The sequence below is a fragment of the Streptomyces hilarionis genome (genome assembly GCF_024539675.1).
GTDB lineage: Bacteria > Actinomycetota > Actinomycetes > Streptomycetales > Streptomycetaceae > Streptomyces > Streptomyces hilarionis.
On record NZ_JAHHIT010000733.1, the window covers coordinates 1 to 268 of the forward strand.

The 268-nt window shown below is 71.6% G+C and carries 1 pseudogene; it reads right to left on the reverse strand.

Features of this window, described 5'->3' with window-relative positions:
- Positions 1–268: pseudogene (locus KMS84_RS44590) on the reverse strand (hypothetical protein); the annotation flags it as partial.

A 268-nucleotide genomic window follows, 5' to 3' on the forward strand; every position in this document is an offset into this window, starting at 1 on the left:
GTGCTGTGCCGGGTCGATGCGCTCGACGCGCTCGCCGCCGGGCACGCCCTGCCAGTTGCCAAAGCTCGCCGAGATGAGCCCGAGCGTGTCGAGCACGTTGATCTGCGTCACCCCGCGCAGCACCGCGCGCTGGCCCACCATGTTGAGCGCCGCGACGCGCGCCTGCTCCGCCGCGTTGGGCTGGATGGCGCTGACGATGGTCGTGCCCGACACCTTGTCGAACGCTTCGGCGCAGTCGCCCGCGGCGTAGACGCCGGGAACGTTGGTC